At 62.0% G+C, this 18,342-nt stretch carries 15 protein-coding genes, 1 tRNA gene and 1 pseudogene; 6 read left to right on the top strand and 11 right to left on the bottom strand.

The genetic code is table 11. From position 1 onward, the window contains the following. The first annotated feature begins 397 nt into the window (after nt 1–397). Nucleotides 398–1,117, top strand: coding sequence for a 4'-phosphopantetheinyl transferase family protein (locus GCN74_RS05225; RefSeq protein WP_193316973.1), 720 nt, complete (start codon nt 398–400; stop codon nt 1,115–1,117). Here GCN74_RS05225 and GCN74_RS05220 read toward each other — a convergent pair. From GCN74_RS05220 to GCN74_RS05190, 7 genes and pseudogenes are all read right to left on the bottom strand, one after another. Continuing rightward, entirely contained in the window at nt 1,114–3,726 is a 2,613-nt protein-coding gene (locus GCN74_RS05220) for a 50S ribosomal protein L11 methyltransferase (RefSeq protein ID WP_152255654.1), read from the bottom strand. The two genes, GCN74_RS05225 and GCN74_RS05220, sit on opposite strands and share 4 nt — an antisense overlap. A 46-nt stretch (nt 3,727–3,772) precedes the next feature. Beyond that, nucleotides 3,773–4,714, bottom strand: coding sequence for an acyltransferase domain-containing protein (locus GCN74_RS05215; RefSeq protein ID WP_152255653.1), 942 nt, complete (start codon nt 4,712–4,714; stop codon nt 3,773–3,775). Nucleotides 4,715–4,761: 47 nt separating this feature from the next. Continuing rightward, nucleotides 4,762–5,052 (bottom strand): hypothetical protein, encoded by a 291-nt coding sequence (locus tag GCN74_RS05210; protein WP_152255652.1) that lies wholly within the window; start codon nt 5,050–5,052, stop codon nt 4,762–4,764. Nucleotides 5,053–5,130: 78 nt separating this feature from the next. Then, nucleotides 5,131–6,255 carry an ACP S-malonyltransferase gene (fabD, locus tag GCN74_RS05205; RefSeq protein WP_152255651.1) on the bottom strand — a complete coding sequence of 375 codons (1,125 nt, stop codon included), beginning with the start codon at nt 6,253–6,255 and terminating at the stop codon, nt 5,131–5,133. Between the two features lie 138 nt (nt 6,256–6,393). Beyond that, a tRNA-Cys gene (locus GCN74_RS05200) sits at nt 6,394–6,467 on the bottom strand. A gap of 154 nt (nt 6,468–6,621) precedes the next feature. Then, nucleotides 6,622–7,046, bottom strand: a pseudogene (locus tag GCN74_RS05195) (IS6 family transposase); the annotation flags it as partial. A gap of 500 nt (nt 7,047–7,546) precedes the next feature. Further along, nucleotides 7,547–8,077, bottom strand: coding sequence for an SRPBCC family protein (locus GCN74_RS05190; RefSeq protein ID WP_152255650.1), 531 nt, complete (start codon nt 8,075–8,077; stop codon nt 7,547–7,549). A gap of 130 nt (nt 8,078–8,207) precedes the next feature. Between GCN74_RS05190 and GCN74_RS05185 the strand changes: the two genes are divergently transcribed. Genes GCN74_RS05185 through GCN74_RS05170 form a run of 4 tightly spaced genes read left to right on the top strand, consistent with a single transcriptional unit; the run spans nt 8,208 to nt 12,872 of the window. Then, a complete protein-coding gene (locus GCN74_RS05185; RefSeq protein ID WP_152255649.1) occupies nt 8,208–8,642 on the top strand; it encodes a MarR family winged helix-turn-helix transcriptional regulator in 435 nt (144 codons plus the stop codon). Beyond that, nucleotides 8,639–10,213 carry a DHA2 family efflux MFS transporter permease subunit gene (locus GCN74_RS05180; protein ID WP_152255648.1) on the top strand — a complete coding sequence of 525 codons (1,575 nt, stop codon included), beginning with the start codon at nt 8,639–8,641 and terminating at the stop codon, nt 10,211–10,213. Before GCN74_RS05185 ends, GCN74_RS05180 begins: the two co-directional genes overlap by 4 nt. Before the next feature lie 17 nt (nt 10,214–10,230). Next, the gene (locus GCN74_RS05175) at nt 10,231–11,682 is read left to right on the top strand and encodes an efflux transporter outer membrane subunit (protein WP_152255647.1); all 1,452 of its coding nucleotides are present in this window, start codon (nt 10,231–10,233) and stop codon (nt 11,680–11,682) included. Between the two features lie 20 nt (nt 11,683–11,702). After that, a complete protein-coding gene (locus tag GCN74_RS05170; protein WP_152255646.1) occupies nt 11,703–12,872 on the top strand; it encodes an HlyD family efflux transporter periplasmic adaptor subunit in 1,170 nt (389 codons plus the stop codon). A gap of 83 nt (nt 12,873–12,955) precedes the next feature. Here GCN74_RS05170 and fusA read toward each other — a convergent pair whose 3' ends face one another. Continuing rightward, nucleotides 12,956–15,064, bottom strand: a complete 2,109-nt coding sequence (gene fusA / locus GCN74_RS05165) for an elongation factor G (protein ID WP_152255645.1) — start codon at nt 15,062–15,064, stop codon at nt 12,956–12,958. 254 nt (nt 15,065–15,318) lie between these two features. On the opposite strand from fusA, the gene GCN74_RS05160 reads away from it, so the two are divergent. Beyond that, complete coding sequence (locus tag GCN74_RS05160; RefSeq protein WP_319633448.1) at nt 15,319–16,437, top strand: phospholipase A; 1,119 nt, start codon at nt 15,319–15,321, stop codon at nt 16,435–16,437. A 65-nt stretch (nt 16,438–16,502) separates the two neighbouring features. Here the strand turns inward: GCN74_RS05160 and GCN74_RS05155 are convergent, their stop codons facing one another. The 3 genes from GCN74_RS05155 to GCN74_RS05145 all read right to left on the bottom strand — a co-directional run bounded on the left by GCN74_RS05155 (nt 16,503) and on the right by GCN74_RS05145 (nt 18,136). Next, the gene (locus tag GCN74_RS05155) at nt 16,503–16,700 is read right to left on the bottom strand and encodes a hypothetical protein (protein WP_034784591.1); all 198 of its coding nucleotides are present in this window, start codon (nt 16,698–16,700) and stop codon (nt 16,503–16,505) included. A 163-nt stretch (nt 16,701–16,863) separates the two neighbouring features. Continuing rightward, nucleotides 16,864–17,112 (bottom strand): hypothetical protein, encoded by a 249-nt coding sequence (locus tag GCN74_RS05150; protein WP_152255644.1) that lies wholly within the window; start codon nt 17,110–17,112, stop codon nt 16,864–16,866. 100 nt (nt 17,113–17,212) lie between these two features. Continuing rightward, a complete protein-coding gene (locus GCN74_RS05145) occupies nt 17,213–18,136 on the bottom strand; it encodes a methyltransferase domain-containing protein (RefSeq protein ID WP_152255643.1) in 924 nt (307 codons plus the stop codon). Nucleotides 18,137–18,342 lie beyond the last annotated feature (206 nt).

Here is an 18,342-nt window from a genome sequence, read left to right as displayed (position 1 = left end):
TGATCTACGGCATGATGCGATGCAGATACTGCCATCGAGACGAAATTAATTCAAGATAAATATCGCTTTTTAAACAACATTTCAAATTTCGCTGTTATTCTGTTGTCCATGGCGTTTCCAGCGGCGCCCCTCCCCCGGAGGCTGGGGCGCGCCCTGAGCAATATGGGCAATTTTTTCGGATGAAATTGGACATCAAACAACATGATTTTTCGGAAACCGGACCCGTCATGCCAGTGATTCAGCATGGCATTTCCCGACACCGGGCGGCGACAAGCCCCGGACGTGATACATGAGCGCCTGCTCCCCATCCGCGCAAGCGTTCGATTGCGGCCAGCCTGGCATCGACCTATGGCTAGCTGATTACAGCGAAGCGTCCTCGCCCTGCCTACAGGCCGGCATGCGCCAGCTGCTCAACGATTCAGAGCGCGCCCAGCAAACGCGCTTTCACTTTGCCGATGATCGCCTGCGCTATCTCGTCACGCGGGCCATGGTGCGCACCGTGCTGTCGCGCTATGCCGCCGTCGCGCCGTCGGCTTGGGAATTCACCACCAACGCCTATGGGCGTCCTGGCCTCGCAGCGCACCACGGCATCCCCGCGCTGCGCTTTAACATCTCGCACACGCGTGGGCTGATCGCACTGGCCGTATCGGCCGGCCGCGCTCTCGGCGTCGATGTCGAACATGTGGCCGCGCGCGCCGGCGCCAGCGGCATCGCCAGCCATTTTTTCTCGTCCGTCGAAGCCGCCGCGCTGGCGTCGCTGCCGCAAGAACAGCGCCAGGAGCGGTTTTTCGAGTACTGGACGTTCAAGGAATCCTACATCAAGGCACGCGGCAGGGGGCTATCCCTGCCGCTCGATCAATTCAGTTTTCACTTTCCTGATCCCCAAGCCGTGCATATCAGCTTTGACGAAGGCTTCGACGATGCCGACCCACAACGCTGGTGTTTCTGGCAGTCGCGGCCGGCGCCCGGGTATCTGCTCGCGCTGTGCGCGGAGTGCAATGGCGGTAACGCGCCCACCATCACGGTGCGCAAGGTACTGCCACTGGTAAATGAATCGCTGGTCGACGCCACTTGGCTCAGGACCAGCGCCGCCATGCAGCAGCAGTCGCGGCGCTAGTCAAGGAACATGGCCGCAAAGCGCTGCGCGATGATCTGGTCGAGTCCGTGGCTTCCTGGGTCGACCGCGAAACGCTGCGCGATTTGCGCCACTTGGGCGTATTCCTCATGATCGCGCGCACAATGCTCGAGCAGGCCGCCGGTTTGCTGCTCCAGTTCAGCACTGGCCCCGAGCCAGCGTGGATCGCAACGAGGAACCGCCGACAGTCCCTCTTTGGGTAACTGTTCTACATTCCAATGGAAATCGAGGCCGCTGCCATCATGGCGTGCCACCAGCGCCATCTCAGTGCCGCTGTCGACCCGCACCTCTGGCAGGATCTTGAGTCCCTGTTTCCAGTGGAATGTGCTGGCCGTGCGCGGGTCGTTCGAGATCCAGTGCTTGTCGTCGAGCCTCAGGTCGAACCAGAATAACACGGCGCCTACCGTGCCCGGCAGCAGTGTGAGGGGACGGCACTGCCGCTCCTGCGCTAACGGGCCTGCGGTGGCAAAATCGAACTCGAACACGTCAAAGGCGTCGCTGAGGACACGGTGCGGCAGCGTCGCTGCGTCCACATTGGCAAATGCTGGCGAACTGCGGAAAGGGTTGAAGAGGCTGGTGTCAATATCCCAGATTCGCTCGTGGCGATATTCGATCAGCATGGCGCGGATCCGGCCTGCCGCTGGCAAATAGCGCGCATGCTGCGCTAGCAGATGTTCGCGGGCATAGGCCAGGAAATGCAGGACGCCTTCACCGATCAGGCTGCAGTCGAATAGCTCGAACAAGGCGAGATCGGCGCGGCGCGGCAGGTCGCCGGGAATGCTCAGCTTGCGGCAATCCTTGTCCAGCACGGCGATTTGCTGTTCCATGCCTGCCAGGGCTACGGCCTCGCGGCCTGCCGCGGCAATCGCCGTACTGTGCTCGCATCCGATGACTTGTTTTGCGCCCGCCTGTATCGCCATCATGGACAGCAAGCCGCAGCCGGCACCGATATCGAGCACCAGCGCGGCCGGCTGCTCGGCCATCGCCGCCTTGAGCGCCGCGGCGTACGCTGCGTTGCGGGCGCCGTCGCCCAGCATCGGGACGTACCAGTCAGGCAGCGTGCCGGCACGCCGCGCAGATGGCGGCGTCAGCGGTGCGAAGTGCAGGCGGTTTTCCTCCACGCTCGCGCGCACCTTGAATGCCGTGCCTGCCCGCACTGCAACGGAGTCGGTGTACTGCACTGCCGGCTTGATGCACCGTAACGCGCTGCTGGGGGCATTGCTCAGCTGCGCGCTGCCCAGGTCGAGGTCAAACCAGAAAACGATGGCATCGATGCAGCCATCCTCCGTCACGGGAAGTTCGATGTCCCAGGTCGTTTCGGAGAAATCGGCAAACTCGATGTTGCCGCAGTGCACCTGTGCCGTACGCGCTTGCCAGAACGCAGGGCCGAGCTCAAGCGCTTGCGGGGCCATGTTCCAGCGCAGGCGATTGATGGCCGCGAGCGCGAACGGCGCGTCCGGATAGGCCCACTCTATGCCCATGGCATATACCGTGGCCCTGGCTGGCAAGAGCCGCGCCGGCATCATGCCGCTGGAGGCGCAATATTCGCGCACAGCGCGGACGATTCCGGTGCCAAGCAGTGTATGGTCAATCCGCGGGAAAACGAGGCAATCGCATGGTGCCGGCGGCGGCTTGGCGCCGTCAAGCGTGACAATATCGATGGCGGAGGCAAAGGCATCGAAGCTGGCGCGGCGCTGCTCTTCACTCATGCCCGCCAGTGCTGGCCCGTGTTTTGCATGCCAGCGCGGCAGGAAGTGCTTCTGCGCAATGCCGCCGGCGATCCGGGCGTCGATCGGAAAGGCTTCAGCGCACAGCACGTGCTGCGCTCCGTGGTGCAATGCGCGCAGCGCAAATACGCCAAGCTCGCTCCCTCGCAGCAGCACCCGCTCGCCGCGCGTTGACTCCAGCGCGGCATCCCATGCGGCGAGCCAGAGCGGATCTTCGAGGCGGGCCATGGCGCGCCTGGGCGAGACCTGTGCACTATGGCGTTTCAGGTGCTGCCGAAGCGCCTCCACGCGCAGGGTGTCAAAGGATGCGGGCATGGCGGGATCGCGCAGCAGCGCAGGATCGAATCCGGCCAGCGGCGTCGCCACGATGGCGGGCATGCCCTGGGCTTGCGCGGGTGCGTCGCTCTGCCCCAGGCTGGCGCCGAGCAGCTCCGCCCGTCGCGCGATCTGCGCATCGCCTGGAGCGCGCTGCAGCGCCCCGCGCAAGGCCTCCAGCGCCTGCGGCAACTGGTCTGCAGCCACGCGCGCGTCGGCTTGCAGCACCAGCCCGAGAGGATTTTCTGGCGCCATGGTGCTGATATGTTCAGCTGCTGCCAGGGCAGGCCCGCAGCGGCCGAGGGCGAGCAGGACCTGGACCTGTTCCGCGCGCCAGTCAATATTGCCGGGATTGGCCTGGATCAGCTGGTCGTAGTACATCAACGCCAGTTCCAGCTGGCCCTGGCTGACGCTGTCGCGCGCCACATGCTCCAGGTAGGGGGTGGCCATGTGCATGAATTCGGACGGCACCTGTGCCAGCATCGCCAGCATGTGCGCCGGGTTGCGCGAAGCGAGCGCTTCACTCAAATTGGTGCTCCAGTCGCTCATTGTTACTCCGTTGTTGTTTCTGCTGTAAAGATGCGGGTGCCGTGGCTTAGCGCGCCGCCAGCAAGGCCGCCAGGTTCTGGCTGTCGCGCCCGAAGGGCGTCAGCAGTGCATGGATGCTTGATGTGGACGCGGTGGGCAGGCTATATTTGGCAAAGGTAGCCAGCGTTCCCGACGGCCCGACATCGATGTAACGCTGGCGTCCCTGGCGCTCGAGGTATGCGATGGTTTGCCGGAATTGCATGGGCCGGCGTACCGCGCGCCAAAAGAAATCGTCTGGCAAGTCGCGCAAGATAGCGCCTTGCTCGCAGCACGCGAGCGGGAGGTGGCCGGCGCGGCGCGGGACGCTGTGCATATGGGTGGCAAACGGGCGCTCGGCCGGGTCGATGGCCGTTGAGTGGAAGGCGAAAGAGACGGCCAGCCGCTGGTGGCTCAGGCCGCGCTGGCTCAAGACGGCACCGATCGACCCGAGATCGGCAGGCATGCCAGATACCGTAAAGTGGCCGTCGAAGTTGATGCCTGCCAGCTCACTGCGTTGGCGCATGAATGGTTCGTCGTACAGCGCGAGGGGCGCGAGCACGGCAAGCATGCTGCCTGGGGCGCACATGGCCTCGAACGCCTGCGCCTGTTCAAGCACGGCTGCCATGGCGTCGCCAACCTCGATGTAACCGGCCACGGTCGCTGCGGCAAACGAGCCCATGCTCGCGCCCAAGGTCATGTCTGGCTCAATCCCCGAGGCGATCAGGCATTGCGCGAGTGAGTATTCGAGCATGAAAATGGCCGGGTGGGTCAGCCGCGTCTGGTCAAAGGTTGCCGACTTGGCGCCTGCAAACATGGCCTCGAGCACCCGCCTGCCTCCGATGGCATATGCCAGGTCGTCCATGCGGTGCATCCATTGGCGAAACACCGGATTGTCGTCATATAGCTGCCTGCCCATCTGGTAATACTGCGATCCCTGACCCGAAAACATGAACACTGTCTTACCAGACATCGATAACCCCTTTTCCCCTTTTGCAGGCAGTCTTTCTTGTGCAACAGTCAACCCGGAACGGCCAATACCTTCGCGCCGAGCATGCCGTAATACTGGCACCAGAATTGAACGGTGTCCCGCGCATTCTCCAGCGATGGTGCCGAGTCGATTTCAAAAATCGTGATCTTGTCGCTGCCGGCGGCCTGTTCCATCCACTGCGTGATGGCAGCGCCACTGTCTTTTTTGAGATCCGAGATAATGTCTTCTTCGTCGCCGAGGGTGCGCTGAGTCCAGCCGATATAGCCAAGGTGGTCAGTTCCCACGCCCATGCCGAAAATTAGAAAATTACCATTATTCATTTTAGTCACCTGTCGGAAGAAGCTGTACTAAAAAGCGGCCCCGTCTTTTGGCGGGGCCGTAGAATCTGGGCGGGATTCTTACACGGGCGTCAATTCGTCCAGGTCAAAGTATCCTTTGTAGCCCTGCATGTAGACTGCGGCCCGGTGGCCAAACAGCACTAGCGCGTCGGTCCTGGTCTCCAGCACGTCGTAGCCTGGAATAGTCGACGTCATCCTGCTGCCGATCGGATAGTTTTTCTTCCAGGCAGATACCTTTTCTTCGGCGCTCCCGCTGTGCAGCGATATCGACGGTTCAGGAGCCCGGGCAGGCAGTTCTGCGGCGAACTGCGCCAGATCCGTTTCTGTTGTCTGGGACTGGATCGTATAAGCCAAACGCGTCAGTACATCGCCATGGCCGCATTCGATAAACTCGGCAGTTTCGCCGCGCTGCCGGGCCAAGGCCATCAGGTATTGCATGCTTTCCGACCAGCGCACTGTGCCGGCGATCTGACTGGCCAGCGTGTCGAGGATGGCGTTGCCCTGGTAGGGGCGCGCGGTAACATTGGCCACTACGGGAATGGCTGGCGCGGCAAATGGGATGTCTTTCAGATAGTCACGGAACTGTTCCATTGCCTCATTCATGTACTGTGAATGGAAGGCACCGCTGGTGGCCAGCGGATAGAAGCGAATTTTCCCCTGTCGCTGGAAGTGCTGCTCAGCGCTGACAATCTCGTCGTACAGTCCGGAAATCACCGTTTGCATGGGCGCATTAAAGTTTGCCATGTAGACGTTATTCAGTCCCTTGGCCTTGAGCACTTCGGCGATGTGTTCTTTGGGAGCATTCACGATCGCAGCCATGCCGCCGCCTGCGATGCGGGACATCAGTTCGCCGCGCCGCTGCACCATGCGCAGGCCTGTTTCAAAATCAAAGCAGCCGGCCGCCATGAGCGCGTTGAACTCGCCAAGGCTGTGGCCGGCCAGAAAATCGGGTGTTCCCTCTTCCTCAACCTTGCGTAGATACGATAGCGCATTGACGACGTACAGGGCCGGCTGCGTGAATTGGGTCTTGCCCAGTTCTTCGCGCGGATCCTGTAAGCACAATTCCTTGATCGAGTAACCCAGGACGGCGTTCGCTTGAGCGGTCAGCTCTGGGTAGCGGTCGAACAGGCCGGCGCCCATTTCTTTCGCCTGTGATCCCTGGCCAGGGAACATGTACGTCTTCATCGATGCATCTCCAAGGTAGAATTACTTTGTCACTTCGCTTCGTCATGATGTCCGGAAAACCGGATGCGTCCGGGGAGCATGCCCGTTGAAGGCATGCACAAAGTAGTGCTCGGTGCTGACAGGCGCCACATACGTGTTTGGAGGCGAGGACAGGAATCGAACCTGTCTGAACGGCTTTGCAGGCCGCGGCATAACCTCTTTGCTACCTCGCCTGAGGATCTTGCTTCAATGCATCAGATGGAACCGTCGCGTCAGTCCGGCATGCGACAGTCCATGCACTGGTACAGCCTGTATAGTCTATTTTCAAAAAATCATTATGACATAATTTACAATTTTCAAAACATCAACGCCACATTTTTTTTCATTTTATTTAGAAACGCCACTCTCGGTGAGACCCATTGCGAATTGGCCCTTGCGGATCATGTGCATGAGCTCGATACCTGCAATTACGGATGCAGCAGAGTGGAATGATTTGAAGTTGAGCGTCGGCTTGGTCACTCGCTTGATAGCTCGGCGGTCCTGCTCCACGATATTGCTGAGGTATTTGATTTGGCGCACCAGGATCAGCAGGTCCGGCCGGCATTGATCGTATTGATGGCCGCCTTGTTCGCCCCGCTCTTGTCCATCGCCACCTTGTCCGGGGCGCCGCTCGACTCCATCGCTTTATTGAAGAAGCGCTGCGCGGCAGCCATGTCACGCAGCGCTGCGAGCAGGACGTCGACGGTCTTGCCCAGCTTGTCGACGGCGCGGTAAAGATACTTCCTGGTACCTTTGATCTTGATGCAGGTCTCAGCCGCAGGAAAAACCTGCCTTGGAACGCCTAACAAAACGTCGTCCAGAGAAACAAACGGCCCCGAAGCTGGTCAAACCCACCTCATCATTTTCGGTGACCGCGCCATGGCCACAGCAATTCTTCCTGACGGCCGGTGGGCGCTGATTCAGCCTTTGCTGCCAGCACATCGTCCCTCCCCCAAAGGCGGGCGCCCTCAAAGCGAAGCTTTAGAATTGCGGAAAGGAACGAAGGTGATACTGTCAACCGCTGCGCTGCTCACCTCAACTGTAGCTGTTGCAGCGGAGGGAGCGGCGGACGCATCACCGGCAACCCTGAACGTTATCGCGCTGCCGCCCGGCAGTTTTGCGACCTGAATCGCCACTGCCGGTTTAGACACTCCTGATCCATCGTCCGTGGAAGATGAAAGACCGATGGACCGTGCTAAGGTACGGCGAGCCCAAGCAACGCGGCCATGGACATTTTCTCAGGCCCGCGGGTCCGGCCCGCCGCTCTTAAATATTACTGCACACGCGCCAGGTACTCGGCCAGCTGGCCGAACGTCGCCTTGAACCCCTGCGTCATCGACTCATGCCCTTCCAGGAAAGTCCGATGCTGCTCATCGGTGGCCTTGTGCGGCGTGGAGCGCAGGGTCATCGTCGTCTTGCCGTTTTCTTCCGTGAGGGTCATGACATTGAACGATTCCAAAGGCCAGGTGGCGCTGACAGGGTGCTGCACGGCGTTGCCCTGCTTGTCGGCGAACGACAGGATCGAGACGATCTTTTCCGGCGCTTCGATGGCCTGGTAGGTGAACTTGCCCCACATCTCATAGCCATTGTCGGCACGCATGCCGTAGTGGAAGACACCGCCCGGCTGCAAGTCCAGCGCCAGCACGCTCAGTTCGAAGCCGACGGGGCCCCACCATTGGGCCAGGCGTTCCGGCTCCACCCACGACTGGAACACCAGTTCGCGGGGCGCGTCGAAAGTTTGCGTGATGACAAAGTCGCTGCTGTCGCGGTGCTGTCCTTCCTGCTTCTGTTTTTCCGTCGTCATGCTGTCTCCTGGTGGTGGTGGGCTCGCTGTTAATGTACCAGCGGCGCCGATAAACGGGAAGGCCTGTACGCCCGTCAAGCGGGCATGCTAGAATATTAGTTCGATACCTAACTATTAGACGACTCACCTTATGACTTCTATCGAAGAGCGTTTTTCCGCCGCGCTCCACAAGACGGCGCGCGGCTGGCGCCATGCGATCGACCGGCGCCTGAAGGACCTGGACCTGGGGCAAGCAAGCTGGATGTGCATCGCCATGATCGCCAAGTCGCCGCAGCCGCCCTCGCAAAGCGAACTGGCGCACCAGCTGGGCGTGGAAAACCCCACCATGGTGTCGATGCTGGACCGGCTCGTGAAATCGGGCTTCGTGCAGCGCCAGCCATCGGAAACGGACCGCCGCGTCAAGCTGGTGGTGCTCACCGATGCGGGCATGCAGGTGTACGACACGGTGCGCAAGGAAGCGGACGGTTTCCGCAAGGAACTGCTGCAAGGCATTGATCCCGATCAGCTGCGGGCCGCCACCGAACTGCTGGAAGCGTTGCAGGCGGCCACGGAGAAATCCGCATGAGTTCGGCCACAGCCAGCGCCGCACCGGCGCTGCCCGCCTCACAGGACCCCACCCTGAACCGGCGCATGATCACGATTTCCATCATGCTCGCCACCATCATCCAGGCGCTCGACGGCACCATCGCCAACGTCGCCCTGCCCCACATGCAGGGCAGCCTGTCCGCCTCGCAAGACCAGATCACCTGGGTGCTGACCTCGTTCATCGTCGCCGCCGCCATCGCCACGCCCCTGACGGGCTGGTTGTGCGACCGCTACGGCCAGAAAAATACCTTCCTTGTTTCCGTGGCCGGCTTTACGCTCGCCTCCGTGCTGTGCGGCCTGTCGGGCACCCTGTCCGAGATCGTTGCCGCGCGCCTGCTGCAGGGCGTGTTCGGCGCGGCGCTGGTGCCGCTGTCGCAGGCCGTCTTGCTCGACATCAATCCACGCGAAAAGCACGGCTCGGCCATGGCCATCTGGGGCATGGGCGTGATGATCGGCCCCATCCTGGGCCCCACCCTGGGCGGCTGGCTGACGGACAGCTACAGCTGGCGCTGGGTCTTCTTCATCAACATCCCCATCGGCGCCATGGCCTTCTATGGCATCTGGCGCTATATCCGCAAGGACCCGCCGAACCGCCGCATGAACTTTGACATGTTCGGCTTTGCCACCCTGAGCCTGTCCATCGGCGCGCTGCAGATGCTGCTGGACCGGGGCGAGCAGAACGACTGGTTTTCGTCCACGGAGACGTGGATCGAAGCCATCGTGCTGGCCATGAGCTTGTGCTACTTCATCGCCCACACGGCCCTGCGTCCGGCCGGCAAGTCCTTCCTCGACTACCGCCTGCTGAAAAACTCGAACTATGTGAGCGGCCTGCTGTTCATCTTCATCGTCGGCATGGTGCTGTTCGCCACCCGCGCGCTGACGCCGTCGATGCTGCAAGGCTTGATGAATTACCCGGCGGCCATCGCCGGCCAGGTGACGGCTCCCAGCGGCCTGGGCACGATGCTGGCCATGCTGATCGTCGGCAGGCTGACGGGCAAAATCGATACGCGCATCCTGCTGGGCGTGGGCTTTTCCATCACCGCGTTCTCACTGTGGCAGATGGCCAATTTCACCTTGGACCTGGTGCCGAAAACCGTCGTGTGGAACGGCATCATCCAGGGCATCGGCCTGGGCCTGGTGTTCGTGCCCCTGAGCGCGGCCACGTTTGCCACCCTGTCGCCGCAGATGCGGGCGGAAGGCACGGCCATCTACAGCCTGGTGCGCAACATCGGCAGCAGCATTGGCATCGCCCTCGTGCAGACCTTGTTGGTGCGCAATACGCAGATCGCCCACGCGTCCCTGACGGAACACATCACCATCGCCAACCCGGCCCTGCATGACCCGGGCATTGCCAGCGTCTACAACCTGGGCACAAGCACGGGCATGGCGGCCCTGAATGGCGAAATCACGCGGCAGGCATCGATGATCGCCTACCTCGACGACTTCTGGCTGATGATGTGGCTGACCATCCTCGTGCTGCCGCTCTTGCTCCTGATAAAACCACCGAAGAAGAATGCGCCCGTCGTGGTCGACCACGCGGCCATGGAATAACCCTCATGCAAACACCTATGAAACTCTCCCTGAGCGTCCTGGCGCTGAGTCTGGCCCTGGCCGGCTGCGCCAGCATCCCGCCCGACACGCAACCGTTGCCGCAGCAAGACCTGGCCACGCTACAGCTGGCGGCCGACATCCACCTGGCCAGCGAAGGCTGGCCCGCCGCCCAGTGGTGGCGCCAGTTCCAGGACAGCCAGCTGGACCAGCTGATCGAACACGCGCTGTCTGCCAGCCCGAACCTGGACGTGGCGAATGCCCGCATCGGCTCGGCCCTGTCCGCGTTCGATGCCCAGCATGCGGACCGCGGCCCCAGGGTAGACCTGGGCGCGAATGCCAGCCGCCAGCGCTATTCGGGCAACGGCCTGATGCCCGCCCCCATCGGCGGCAATTACTACAATGAAGTCACCGTGGGCGTGCAAGCCCACTACGACCTGGACTGGTGGGGCAGGCACAAGGCGCAGATCGCCGCCAGCCTGGGCGAAGTCAACGCGCGCCGCGCCGAGTATGCGATGGCGGAACAGATGCTGTCCGCCGAGATCGCCCGCCACTACTTCAGCATGCAAAATGGCTGGGCCCGCATGGGCAACCTGCATGCGCTGGTCAAGCTGCAGCAGCAGCTGGTGACGGACAAGGAAAAGCGCATCGCCAATGGCCTGGGCATCAGCGACGACCATCTGTCCGCGCAAACGCGCTTGAGCTTGCTGCAACAGCAGATCGCCCTGCTGGAAACGCAGATCGTCACGGAACGGGAAGCCCTGCGCGCCCTGCTCGGTGCGGACTCCTCGGCCCTGGCCAGCCTGCAGCCCAGGCAGGCGCAAGCGCTGCCGCACGCCCTGCCCGGCAAGCTGGGCATGGAATTGCTGGCGCGCCGGCCCGACTTGCAGGCGGCGCGCTGGCGGGTGCAGGCAGCCATGAGCACGATCGAGGCAGCGCAGGCGGCGTTCTACCCCGATATCGACCTGGGCGCATCGTTCGGCCTCGATGCCATCAAGCTGGGCAAGCTGCTGCAGTCGGGCAGCCGCACCCTGTTCATCGGCCCCGCCTTGTCGCTGCCCCTGTTCGACAGCGGCCGCCTGCAGGCGCAGCTGGCCGGCGCGCGCAGCGAACGCAATGCACTGATCGCCGACTACAACCAGAACGTCTTCAATGTGGTGCGCGACGTGGCGCAGGCGGGCGCCAGGGTGCAAGGCGTGGAAAACCAGCTGCGCCTGCAGGAAGACAACCTGCGCGCCAGCGAAGCGCAGCTGCGCAACGCCAATGCCCGCTTGAAACAGGGGCTGGCCGACCGCGCCACCCAGCTCAATGCGGAAATGACCGTGCGCGGCCAGGTGGACCTGGGCATGCAGCTGCAAAACCAGCGCCAGAACGCGGAAATCAACCTGAACGTGGCACTGGGCGGCGGCTACCGGGGCAGCAGCGACTTTGCCGATACGGCAAGCACCAGCAAACGCAGCACCCAACAATAACACTGACTACGGAACACATCATGAGCAGCGATACCACAGCAAGCACCACCCCAACCGAACAGCCGGGCAAGCGCAAGGCCGTCCTCCTCGCCATCACGGCCGCCTTTGTCGTGGCCGGCGTGGCCTGGGCCGCCTATTACCAGCTGGTGCTGGCCAAGGAAGAAGTCACGGACAACGCCTACGTGGGCGGCAACCTGGTCACCCTGTCCGCGCAAGTGACGGGCAATGTCGATGAAATCCGCGCCGACGAGACGCAGATGGTGACAGCGGGCGCGCCCCTGATCACCCTGAACGGCATCGATGCGGACCTGGCCCTGAGCCAGGCGCAGGCGCGGCTGGGCAACGTCGTGCGCCAGGAGCGCGAGCGCTATGCCAGCGTGGCGCAGTACGACGCCGTCATCGAGCAGCGCCGCCTGGCGCTGGCCACGGCGCAGGGCAACCTGACGCGCCGCGCGCCGCTGGCCGCCGACCAGACGATTTCCGGTGAAGACCTGGCCCATGCGAAACAGGCCGTCGACGACGCGAAAGCGGCACTGGCCGTGGCGCAACGCCAGGCCGAGTCCGCCAAATCGGGCGTGGCCGGCGTGAACCTGGCCAGCCATCCGGCCGTGCTGTCCGCCAGGGGCGACGTGGTGCAGGCCTGGCTGGCCGTGCGCCGCAACGCCGTGGTCGCGCCCGTCTCAGGCTATGTGGCCAAGCGCAGCGTACAGCTGGGCACGCACGTGACGCCGGGCACGCCCTTGATGTCCATCGTGCCGCTCGACCAATTGTGGGTCGATGCGAACTTCAAGGAATCCGAATTGCGCAATATCCGCGTGGGCCAGGCGGCCACCATCGAAACGGATTTGTATGGCAGCAAGGTGGTCTACCACGGCAAGGTGCTGGGCATGTCGGCCGGCACGGGCAGCGCGTTTTCCCTGCTGCCGGCGCAAAACGCCACGGGCAACTGGATCAAGGTGGTGCAGCGCGTGCCCGTGCGCATTACCCTGGACCCGAAGGAACTGGCCGCCCACCCGCTGCGCATCGGCCTGTCGACCACGGTGACGGTCGACACCAGCCATGGCGAAGGGGCGACCCTGGACCAGCCGATGGTGGCGTCCACCGTCTACACGACCAAGGCGCTGGGCCAGCCCGTGGATGAGGCGGAGAAGATGGCTGATACCATCATTGCGCAAAATTTGGCACATTAAGACAAGCGCCAGCCCCAAGCAACATCCGGGGTCGTACCCTGCAGGGTACGACCCCGGCAGTCGGCCCTTGGGTTTGCTTGACGCTACTTCGTCTTGCCCGCCGCCGCCACCTGGTCGAGGATATGCTTGGGCACGGCCGCATAGTGCTTGAATTCCATCGTGTAGGTGGCGCGGCCCTGGGTCAGCGACCGCAGGGTGGTGGAATAGCCGAACATTTCGGCCAGCGGCACCAGGGCCTTGACGATGCGGCCCGAACCGCCGGGGATGTCGTCGACGCCCTGCACCATGCCGCGCCGCGCCGTCAGGTCGCCCATGACGTTGCCCATGAACTCTTCCGGCGTTTCCGCCTCCACCTGCATCATCGGTTCCAGCAGCACAGGATGGGCCTTGCGCATGCCATCCTTGAAGGCGATGGAGCCGGCCATGCGGAACGCATTCTCGTTCGAATCGACGTCGTGGTAGGAGCCAAAGGTCAAGGTGGCCTTCACATCCACCACGGGATAGCCGGCCAGCACGCCCGCCTTCAGGGTCTCGACGATGCCCTTGTCGACGGCGGGAATGAATTCGCGCGGCACCACGCCGCCCTTGATGGCGTCGACGAACTGGTAGCCGGTGCCGGGCGGCAAGGGTTCGAGTTTCAGCACCACGTGGCCGTACTGGCCCCGTCCGCCCGATTGCTTGACGAACTTGCCTTCCACGTCTTCCACCGCGCGCGTGATGGTTTCGCGGTAGGCCACCTGCGGCTTGCCCACGTTCGCTTCCACGCCGAATTCGCGGCGCATGCGGTCGACCAGAATTTCCAGGTGCAGCTCGCCCATGCCCGACATGATGGTCTGGCCCGACTCTTCATCCGTATGGACCTTGAACGACGGGTCTTCCTGCGCCAGGCGGTTCAGGGCGATGCCCATCTTTTCCTGGTCCGGCTTGGTCTTCGGTTCGACCGCCTGCGAGATCACGGGTTCCGGGAAGATCATTTTTTCCAGCACGATGATGTGCTCGAGCGCGCACAGGGTGTCGCCCGTGGTGACGGCTTTCAGGCCCACGGCGGCGGCAATGTCGCCCGCATACACTTCCTTGATTTCCTTGCGTTCGTTCGCATGCATCTGCAGGATGCGCCCCAGCCGCTCGCGCGCGCCCTTGGTGGGGTTGTAAACCATGTCGCCCGAGTTCACCACGCCCGAATACACGCGGAAAAAGGTCAGCTGCCCCACGAACGGGTCCGTCATGATCTTGAAAGCGAGGGCCGAGAAATGCTCGTCGTCCGTCGGGTGGCGTTCCACCTCGTTGTCGTGCTCGTCATGGCCCATGATGGGCGGCACTTCCATGGGCGACGGCAGGTATTCGATGACGGCGTCCAGCATGGCCTGCACGCCCTTGTTTTTAAAAGCGCTGCCGCACAGCATGGGCACGATCTCGTTGCGGATGGTGCGCGCGCGCAAGGCCTGCTTCAGTTCCGCTTCCGTAAACGTGTCGCCGTTCAGGTAGCGCTCCGTCATCTCCGTGGTGGCTTCGGCCGCATGTTCGACCAGGTGCTCGTGCCATTCCTGCGCCTGGGCCTGCAGTTCGGCGGGAATCTCGCCATAGCTGAACTGCACGCCCTGGCTGGCGTCGTCCCACGTGATGGCGCGCATCTTCAGGAGGTCGATGACGCCCGTGAAATGCTCTTCCGCGCCGATGGGCAGCTGGATGGGCACGGCCACGCCCTTCAGGCGGTCGGCGATCTGCTGGCGCACGCGTAAAAAGTCCGCCCCCACCCGGTCCATCTTGTTGATGAAGGCGATGCGCGGCACGTGGTATTTGTTGGCCTGGCGCCAGACGGTTTCCGATTGCGGCTGCACGCCGCCCACGGCGTCGTAGACCATCACGGCGCCGTCGAGCACGCGCATCGAGCGCTCCACTTCGATCGTGAAGTCCACGTGGCCGGGCGTGTCGATGATGTTGATGCGGTGCTCGGGGAAGTTGCCCGCCATGCCTTTCCAGAAGGCCGTGGTGGCGGCCGAGGTGATGGTGATGCCCCGCTCCTGCTCCTGCTCCATCCAGTCCATGGTGGCGGCGCCATTGTGCACTTCGCCAATCTTGTGGTTGACCCCCGTATAAAACAGGATGCGCTCGGTGGTGGTGGTCTTGCCGGCGTCGATATGGGCGCTGATGCCGATGTTGCGGTAGCGCTCGATAGGTGTTTTGCGGGTCATCACAATCTCCATGGCTAGCCCGGCGCGCCAGTGTCTGCACCGGTTTTCCAGTGTAGCAGACATCGATTTGGGCGGCACGGGCGAGCGGTTTTTACCATGCATACAACACCGACATGCGCGCGCACGTTAGGCGCACAGGATAAATGGCGGATTCAGCTATACTTTCCTATCAATTAATTCAACAAAAATTAATCAAAATCAAGACGCATCCTGGATCGCTGGGGTACGCACCGAACAATATTCCCTCACATTTTATGACGATCCAACTAAAAAAAATAATCCTCTCTTCCCTGCTGGCGTCCCCGGCGCTGGCCATGGCCGGCGAACTGGAACAGCAAATGCAGCGTTGCGCCGTGCTTGGCGATGCCAGCGCCCGCCTGGGCTGCTTCGATACCCTGGCCAAGGCGGCGGAAAAGGCCACCATCGCCGCCGGCGGTGATGCCGCCACGGCCGCCGTGACCCTGGCAGCCGCCGCCGAGGTCGCCCCTTTCACACCCGTCAGCCCGCCTGGCGTGGCCACGCCGGAAGCGGTGAATGCTGCCATTCCCGCCATCGCGCAGGCTGGCGCGGCGCCGCCGGAAGCGCCGATTTCGCGTACACAACAATCCTGGGAACTCAACGATGCGTCGAAGCGGGGCCTGTTCAACTTCCGTCCCCACCGCGACACCTATCTGTTGCTGGCCAATTACAGCGATGCCTCGAACGACGAGCCGTTCCAGGATTTCACGCCGGGCGGCATCAAGAGCCAGCACGTGGAATTGACGTTCCAGCTGAGCTTCAAGATGAAGATGCTGGAAGACATCGCCGGCACGCCCATCGACATGTGGTTCGGCTATACGCAGCAAAGTTTCTGGCAAGCGTATAACCGCAAGGCGTCGAGCCCGTTCCGCGAGACCAATTACCAGCCGGAACTGATGCTGGTCATGCCAATCAACAAGAATCTGGCCGGTCTGGAATTCAATTACCTGAACTTCGGCCTCGTGCACCAGTCGAATGGCCAGACCTCGACCCTGTCGCGCAGCTGGAACCGCGTGTATGCCGAGCTGGGCATGGAAAAAGACAACCTGGCCATCACGGCGCGCGTCTGGCACCGCCTCGACAATAGCGCCAAGGATAATGACAATATCGACATCATCGATTACATGGGCCATGGCGACTTGCGCCTGAGCTACCGCAACAAGGGCCATGAATACGCGGTGACGGCCCGCCGCAATTTCAGCAAGAAGCACGGCTCCATGCAGGCCAGCTGGGCTTTCCCCTTGAAAGCCAACCTGAAAGGCTATCTGCAGCTGTTCTCCGGCTATGGCCAGAGCTTGATCGACTACAACTACTCGCAGAAATCGATCGGCGCCGGTTTCATGGTCGACCTGTAAGCAGCACAATGACGGAAATGAAAATGGCGCCATGGACGCCATTTTTTATTGCGAGAAAGTAAATCTCAGCGCCGGCCGCCGCCCAGCACGCGGGCCGGCAGCATGACGATGGCGCGCAGCAGTTCGAACACGCCTTCCACGCCGATGCCGATCAGGCGGAATGGCAGCAACAGCAGCCAGGCCAGCGGATACAGCACGAGGGCCAGCAAGGCCAGGGGCCAGCACACCAGCAAGAGCAGCAGCCACAGCACAAATCCCAGCATCGCGTTCCCCCAGAATGAAATGTGCGGAGCAAGCCGTGCTTGCCCCGCTACCGTGACAGCACTATATAAAAGCGCGGCCGCGGCGGCAACGGCCATGCGATGAACTGCAGGATGGGGGGATGGACTGGATAAAAACGGGGATGAACGGTAGTTGGCGGCCCGTTTATTGACCGACGCAAATCACTTTCGTGACGTACTCACGCGCGTTCGGCTTCTTGCTGGTGGCCCATTTGATGGCCTGGTTGGCATCTTCGATGGTCATGACGGTGGCCTTGTCCTTGGACTTGATGAAGGACACGCCTTCAAATACGCCTTCCTTGCTGCGCATTACCTTGGCAAACACGGGCGGCCTGGTCTCGCCGTCGCTGATTTTATTCTGTTGCACGAGGTAACGCTGATCGATCTGTTCCATGATAGTAAAGCTGTCCAGTGGGTAAAAGACGAAATATACCCCGAATGGACAAACGCCGCAGGACGAAATCGCTGCGGCGTTGCCTTTGTATTAATGATGCTTAAGCATACACCGCGCTCTGCATCACCGGCTGCAGGTTGACGTCATAGATCACCTGCGCGCGGATCGACGCTTCCAGCGAAGGGATCGAGCCGCCCGCGCGGTACTGGAAGCTCACCTGCAGCACGTCGCCCGCCTTCACGGCGACGGGCGTGGCCAGCGGCAAACACATGTAGTGGTTCAGCCAGTCGATGGTGGTCGAGCGTTCGGGCACCACGGCCAGGATGTTCTTGGTGACGAAGCGCAAGGCGTTCAGGGTGCCGCTGCGCTCGACGACAAACTTGCCGTCGAAGCCGAACACGCTGTCCGTCGGCTGGCTGAAGTCGATGATGCTGTAGACGGAGGGCGGCGCCAGTTCCTGCACGCCAGGGTGGATGGCCGTGGTTTCCTGGAATTGCACGATGGGCGCATAAAAACCCTCGAAATCGTATTCCTGCTGCATCGGCTGCACGGCCATGATCACGGCTTCAGGCAGGAAGATGGGCAGCGGGCCGCCAAAACGGGCCAGGTAGCGGCGCTTGAACGATTCGATCACTTCCACCTGCTTTTCGCGCAGCATGCCCACATGGATCATTTCGCAGATGACCACGTCGACGGGCTCGGGCGGCAGGTATTCGAAGGCGTCCGCGTGCACCACTTCGACTTTTTCACCGTTGGGATTGAGCGCCAGCATCTTGCGCGCTTCCTTGACCATGTCCGGATTGAACTCCACGCACCACACCTTGTCGGCGCGCGCGGCCGCAAACCACGACAGCACGCCCGTGCCGCCGCCCAGCTCCAGCACCTTCATGCCGGGTTTTACCGCGTAATCGATCGCCGACTTGAACCCGTGCATGCGGTTCTGGTCCATCAACATATTGTGGTGGTAATGGACGGGGATAAATTGCCCCAGGTAACAACTCTCGATTTCTCGTTCATTCAGCATGTCTGTCCTCTTGGAGTCTGGCTCCGATGGCCGATCGGTTTTGTCATTCCAGAAAGCAGTGATATCGCACGGGCTGCGCGAGGGGCGGCGACAAACCAGCCGGCGCCTGACGTTGATGTGATGATTGCCCATGCGAGGTATCTCCTGATTAATGCGACACGATCATTATCGTGAATCGGGAGCGGGAACAAAGGGCTGAGGTGAGA

Origin of the sequence: Janthinobacterium sp. FT14W (assembly GCF_009208755.1) — a bacterium.
Taxonomy (GTDB): Bacteria; Pseudomonadota; Gammaproteobacteria; order Burkholderiales; family Burkholderiaceae_D; genus Janthinobacterium; species Janthinobacterium violaceinigrum.
This window is presented reverse-complemented; position numbering and strand designations above follow the sequence as displayed.